The 6,110-nt window shown below is 56.9% G+C and carries 5 protein-coding genes, 1 other RNA gene and 1 pseudogene; 5 read left to right on the plus strand and 2 right to left on the minus strand.

Features of this window, described 5'->3' with window-relative positions:
- Window positions 1-316 precede the first annotated feature (316 nt).
- The 3 genes and pseudogenes from H8Q75_RS06030 to asnB all read left to right on the plus strand — a co-directional run bounded on the left by H8Q75_RS06030 (window position 317) and on the right by asnB (window position 4,340).
- Window positions 317-1,433: pseudogene (locus tag H8Q75_RS06030) on the plus strand (integrase core domain-containing protein).
- A 268-nt stretch (window positions 1,434-1,701) separates the two neighbouring features.
- On the plus strand, window positions 1,702-2,166 hold the full coding sequence (locus H8Q75_RS06035; protein ID WP_157869611.1) for a hypothetical protein: 465 nt from the start codon (window positions 1,702-1,704) through the stop codon (window positions 2,164-2,166).
- Window positions 2,167-2,342: 176 nt separating this feature from the next.
- Window positions 2,343-4,340: an asparagine synthase (glutamine-hydrolyzing) gene (asnB, locus tag H8Q75_RS06040; protein WP_024123977.1), complete on the plus strand. Its 1,998-nt coding sequence runs from the start codon at window positions 2,343-2,345 to the stop codon at window positions 4,338-4,340.
- 120 nt (window positions 4,341-4,460) lie between these two features.
- On the opposite strand, the gene H8Q75_RS06045 is transcribed toward asnB, so the two are convergent.
- Entirely contained in the window at window positions 4,461-4,700 is a 240-nt protein-coding gene (locus H8Q75_RS06045) for a hypothetical protein (protein ID WP_024123978.1), read from the minus strand.
- Window positions 4,697-5,368 (minus strand): PHP domain-containing protein, encoded by a 672-nt coding sequence (locus tag H8Q75_RS06050; RefSeq protein ID WP_024123979.1) that lies wholly within the window; start codon window positions 5,366-5,368, stop codon window positions 4,697-4,699. The genes H8Q75_RS06045 and H8Q75_RS06050 overlap by 4 nt, the downstream gene beginning before the upstream one ends.
- A 120-nt stretch (window positions 5,369-5,488) precedes the next feature.
- Between H8Q75_RS06050 and ffs the strand changes: the two genes are divergently transcribed.
- Together ffs and hisIE are read left to right on the plus strand one after the other, a co-directional pair.
- An RNA gene (ffs, locus tag H8Q75_RS06055) (signal recognition particle sRNA small type) lies at window positions 5,489-5,585 on the plus strand.
- A gap of 23 nt (window positions 5,586-5,608) precedes the next feature.
- A partial coding sequence (hisIE, locus tag H8Q75_RS06060) for a bifunctional phosphoribosyl-AMP cyclohydrolase/phosphoribosyl-ATP diphosphatase HisIE (protein ID WP_297040914.1) occupies window positions 5,609-6,110 on the plus strand: 502 nt, incomplete at its 3' end.

Genomic DNA, 6,110 nt, shown 5'->3' on the forward strand with positions numbered 1-6,110 from the left:
AACCAACCCCTATTCCACCCCCACCACCTCTCACCACTGCTGCCGATCCTGTGCGTGAATCTGCCGAAAAACTGGCACGATTCTTTAACGGTGTGGTTATTCGCCTACCCGATGAGGGCGAAAGTCCAGACACCCCAATTGCTGAAGCCTCTGAAGAGGAGGAGCTGGAGTTTTAAGGCCTCTGAGGGTCTAGTTTTCGGCCCCGCATATTATATTCCCAGAAGATTCCCAGAAGTCGTGCTCAACCCCTCGAAGCATACCGGCTCCTCGAACGCTTGTTACCAGGCCAGAAAGCATCCAAGGAAGGAGCGTAGCCATGCCTCGGATTCACGCTAATGCCCGAACCACACCTCGGATTCGCCGTGAGGCCCAACAAGCGCCAGCTTCGGTAAGTCACCGCGAGCTTGCCAGACGCTACGGTATCCACCGCCATACGGTCGCGAAATGACGAAAGCGCGGGAGTGTCGCAGACAAGCGCACCCGCCCTCATCGCTTGAACACTATGCTTACTGCAGCGCAAGAGCTCGTGATCGTTGAGGTGCGTAAGTTCCTTTGGCTGCCCCTTGATGACCTGCTGGTTCTTGCCTGAACCTTCCTCAACTCCAACCTTAGCTGCTCGGCGCTAGATCCCCTAGATCCCTGTCTGCGCTGCCACAGGGTCTCGAACCTGCGCGCACTGCAAAAGAAGCCGGCAAGCGCAGAAGGGGGGACAAAACGACCACGCGGCAGTTCAAAGACGACGAGCCAGGGTTCATTCACATCGACTCAAGTACCTGCCGCAATGTCTGAAGAGGAGAGGCGCCCTGACCTCTGCGTCGCAATTGACTGGGCAACGCGTTGGCTCTATCTGGCAATCCACGAGGATAAGAACGCTGAATCTGCCACGCACTTTTTTGCGCACGTGCTTGCCAACACCCCCTTTGTGGTACATACTCTTCTTACAGATACCGGCAAGGAGTTCACCGATCGCTTCTGCACCACGGGCGATCGCCAACCCACCGGACGCCATCTGTTCGATCAGCTCTGTGCGAACCAGAGAATTGAGTATCGGCTCATCCAACCTCGCCACCCGCCAACCAATGGCATCGTCGAGCGCCTCAACGGTCGCATTGCCGAGATTCTGGGCGCTGAGCGTTTGTCTCCGCCGCTGATCTGCAAGAGACGCTCACAGGCTACCTTTGGACGCACAATCACCGAATTCCCCAACGCGCTTGGGACCACATGACACCCATCGAGAAACTCTGAACATGGCCAATGGAGCGACCAGAGTTGTTGTTTCAAAGGTAGGTCATGTCCCGGGTCTTGACCTGCGCTGCAGCGAGCGCGGATGGATGCAGGCTGCAACGGTTCTATTGATGAGGCAATTCGCAATTATTGTGCTGCGTAATGTCTCATTATTTATTGGAATAGCTATAATGAGCACAACTGACTGACCGCGAGCATTTGCTCGCGGAACAACTTATTGAGGGAACTCTTTACAGGAAATGAGACCAATGACCCCCAAAAAACTAATCCAAGCGGAGGCTCACCTTGCCTTCGGGCGCAACTGGCTGGAAGATCACAGAGGTTGAAGTGCGTGAGACGGAAGCGGGGCTTTTGTAGCTTCTGGGTGGAGAGGGGCTTGATGGCAAGCGCTTTCTCAATATCGGAGGTGGTTCAGATCTGCACAATCTCGCGGCCCTTCGACTTGGGGCGCGGGAGGTGGTGGCGGTGAACAGCAACGCCGATTCGGTGGCAACCACCCATGCTGTGCTTTCTCATTTCGTGTCCGGCGGCGCTTACCGCATCAAGCAAGAAAGTATCTTCAAGCTCGCACCCACCAAATGGGGAACTTTCGATGTGGTTTATTCCTGGGGGACTGCACCACACCGGCGAGCTCGACTGCGCTTTGGCTTGTGCCGCGCGGATGGTGACACCCGAGGGTCTCCTTGTGTTGGCACTTTATCGGCGCATCTGGATGGAGCTGTTCTGGCGTTGGGAAAACAGTTGGGAAAACAATTGTACTGGTACGCGCAGGCTTCTCCTGCGGCTCAGGCTCGGATGCGATGGGTGTATGTGACCCTTTTGCGCCTTGGCCTTCGGTTAACTGGCCGGCGGTTTGCAGACTATGTGACCCCCTATCGTGGTAATCGCGCAATGAATTACTACCACGACGTCCATGATTGACTGGGTGGCTGGCCCTATGAGTCCATCAGGCCCGATGAAGTGTCTGCCCGAATGATCGGGCTAACTTTACACCAGTTCCGATTTTCGCACGCTAGGGAAGGTTTTCGGATATTGTCGGTTCGGGATGCAATGACTACGTCTATAGACTCTATAAACAATTGGTGCAGAGCTGAGCTATGTGCGGTTTAACTGGTTTCTGGCAGTTTGGCGGTTGCCCTGGTGATGATGCTCGCGCCACTGTGCAACGCATGGCCGATACTCTCATCCACCGCGGGCCGGATGATGCGGGAGTATGGGTAGATGCAGAAGTGGGCATTGCACTGGGTCACCGTCGGCTCGCTATCCTCGATCTATCTCCTGCTGGCCACCAGCCCATGGTGTCGGCCTCTGGACGGTACGTGATCGTCTTCAACGGCGAGATCTACAACTATCTCGAGTTGCGCGAAAAGCTTACCAAAGTCAACCCTACCGGGATGGTTCCCCCATGGCGCGGCCATTCCGATACGGAGACATTGCTCGCGGCATTTGAAGCTTGGGGTATTGAAAAGACCCTCGAGCGCGTCGTGGGGATGTTCGCCATCGCCCTCTGGGATCGGAAAAGGCGTATGCTCACACTGGCGCGCGATCGCATGGGTGAAAAACCGCTCTACTATGGCTGGGTGCACGGCACACTAGTATTTGGCTCCGAGCTCAAGGCATTGCGGGCATATCCAGGGTTTGACAATGCTATCGAGCGCCAGGCGCTAGCGCTTTTCATGCGGTACGACTACATACCCGCACCGTGGAGCATCTACGAAAACATTTGGAAGCTGCCCCCGGGTTGCTTTGTGCAGTTTGGGGAGCAGTCCCTCAGCCCCGGCGCCTCTCCTGCCGGGAAAGGGGAGATCAAAGCCTATTGGTCGGTGCGCGAGGTGGCAGAGGCGGGGTTGAGAGAGCCGCTTGCGTGTACGGAAGCGGAGGCCGCCCGGGAACTCGAACGCCTGCTCAGGCAAGCCATCGCTGGGCAAATGGTGGCCGATGTGCCCCTGGGGGCGTTTTTGTCGGGCGGGGTGGATTCTTCCACCGTGGTGGCGCTGATGCAGGCGCAATCTGCGCGGCCGGTGCAGACCTTCACCATCGGTTTTCACGAGGGCGACTACAATGAGGCCGAGCACGCCAAGGCCGTGGCGCGGCATCTGGGCACGGCGCATACCGATCTCTATGTGACACCGGACGACGCGATGGCGGTCATTCCCCGGCTGCCCGCGCTCTACGACGAGCCCTTCGCCGATTCGTCCCAGATTCCTACCTTTCTGGTAGCTGGGCTCGCGCGCCGGCAGGTGACGGTGAGCCTCTCGGGCGATGGCGGCGACGAACTCTTTGGGGGGTACACCCGCTATTTCTGGACGCGCGCGCTGTGGAAGCGGCTGGGTGTGGTACCCATGCCGCTGCGCCGGGCGTTGGCGGCAGCTTTGACCGGGCCCTCACCCGCCGCGTGGAATCGCGTGTTTCGGTTGCTGGGCCCGCTGCTGCCGCGCCGGCTTAGGGTAAAGCTCGCCGGCGACAAGATGCACAAGCTCGCCGAGTTGCTGGCGCTCGATTCCCTGGAGGCGGTGTATTGCTATCTGGTCTCCCACTGGCAGCATCCGGCGGAGGAGTTGGTCATCGGTTGCACGGAGCCCGAGACGATTCTTTCCCGCCGCGATGCGTGGCCGGCGAGCCTGGCCCAGGGCCAGCGGCCCTTCGAGGAAGTGATGATGTTCCTCGATCAGCTCAGCTATCTGCCGGATGACATTCTGGTCAAGGTGGATCGCGCGGCGATGGGGGTGAGCCTGGAAACCCGCGTGCCGCTCCTGGATCACCGCGTGGTGGAATTTACTTGGCGGCTGCCCTATCACTTCAAGATTAGGGAGGGGCAGTCCAAGTGGCTGCTGCGCCAGGTGCTCTACCAATACGTGCCCAAGGAATTGATCGAGCGACCTAAGATGGGGTTCGGCGTGCCGCTGGATCAATGGCTGCGCGGCCCGCTGCGGGAGTGGGCGGAGGATCTGCTGTCGGAAGCGCGCCTCAAGCGCAAAGCTTTTCTCAATCCAGAGCTAGTGCGGCAAAAGTGGCAGGAGCATCTTTTGGGTCGGCGGAACTGGGCATACCATTTGTGGAATGTGTTGATGTGGGAGGCGTGGCTGGCTGCCTAGAATGCCAAGATTTCTCTTCTTGGTAATTGAAGGATCACTTTCATAGGGACGGCTGGATTCTGACTGCAATCACAAAAAGGCTCGCGATCGCCCCCCAGAATCAGCAGCTGCAGGTCATTCCTATTGGGAGGATGGCAAAGCAGGTCTGGGCAGATAACGAGTAACTTGTGACCATAGAAGCTGTAGCTGCTCCCCTAGGCGATCGGGACCGATACCAAAAAAGATTTGCAATAGGAAGACAACCAGGGCAATTTTAATCGCCGTACCGAGAGTGACCTTGAGCACAGTGATGAGCCAGCGGAGCACAAACCAGCTGATGACGATCGCCCCCACGGTGATCAGAAGTTCAGTTCCTGTCATCGCCGCACCAGAATGCTTTGGCCATGGGTATCGGTGCCACAGGTCTCTAGGAGTTGATGCTCTGCCGCCAAGGCATGCACCAAGGCCGTTGTTTCTGGCGTGGATTCCCAGGGATCGGGGTTGCTGTAGCAATAGTAGGTCTCCACACCATCAATTCCCCGTGTCACCGCAGCAGGAATCAGTTGTTCCGCAGGCAGCCGATAGCGTGCCGGGTGCGCCAAAATCGCCAAGCCACCCGCCTCATGGAGAACCGCAATCACCCGTTCCGCCTGGGCCCATTCTCCTTCGGGGGCGCTGCCCATGGCATAGCGATGCAGGATTGGGGCATGGGGGTCAAAGCCATAGCCCAGGATGTGCACTTCCGTGTCAAGCAGTTGAGCGGTAATTTCAATACCGGTGTAAACTTTGGGACGATCCGTCCCTGGATAGGCTTCGACGTATGTCCGAGCCTGAAAATAGCCCTCTAAAGCATGGTGATCGGTAATGGCAAAGCCCTTGAGACCGTGGATCATTGCCTGTTGCGCCACTTGCTGCGGTGTCAGTTGTCCATCGGAGCAGATGGTGTGGAGATGAAAGTTATAGCGATAGGGACAACTGGTTGCCGTCAACGTCCGAAAGAGACCACGGAGAGTCTCAGCCTGCGTCACCATGAGTGCAGCAAGGGTCATAGGCATTACCAAATCTTACGCTGTTACCTTTTTAATATAAACTTTCTTTAAGAAACTAGGGATAAAAATTCCTAATAGGGCAATTTATGGGGTTGGATGACGTATGCTATGATACAAGTTGGCTCGGAATCATGCGATCGCAACGCCTAAACCTTGTCAGGTCCGGAAGGAAGCAGCAATACGGGATGCTTGCGATAGGCGTGATCTCCGGGTCACCCTCTGGAGAACTGCCAACGATTGATGCCCGCCACTGCCCTTAGCCTCCCCCTGGACGAGATTCGCTACGATGAACGGGGCTTAGTGCCAGCTATTGTCCAAGACTATTTGGACGGAACCGTCTTGATGCTGGCATGGATGAATCGGGAATCGCTACAGAAAACCCTTGAGACGGGTCGCACGTGGTTTTGGAGTCGATCGCGCCAAGAATTGTGGCCAAAGGGGGAAACCTCTGGCCATGTGCAGTGGGTAAAAAGTATCCGCTATGACTGCGATAGTGATGCTCTATTGCTCACTGTAGAACAGGTGGGGCACATTGCCTGCCACACAGGCGAGCGTAGTTGTTTTCACCGCCATGGAGCCAAGGGAGAATACATTGAGCCCCCTCCCGCCGATACCCTCTCACAGGTATATAGCATTGTTTGCCAGCGGCGGGATTTCCCGCAGTTGCAGTCCTACACGTCTAGCCTATTCACTGCCGGGGATAACAAAATTCTCAAGAAGCTGGGGGAAGAAACCGCAGAAG

Source organism: Thermosynechococcus sp. OHK43 (genome assembly GCF_014466085.1).
Taxonomy (GTDB): domain Bacteria; phylum Cyanobacteriota; class Cyanobacteriia; order Thermosynechococcales; family Thermosynechococcaceae; genus Thermosynechococcus.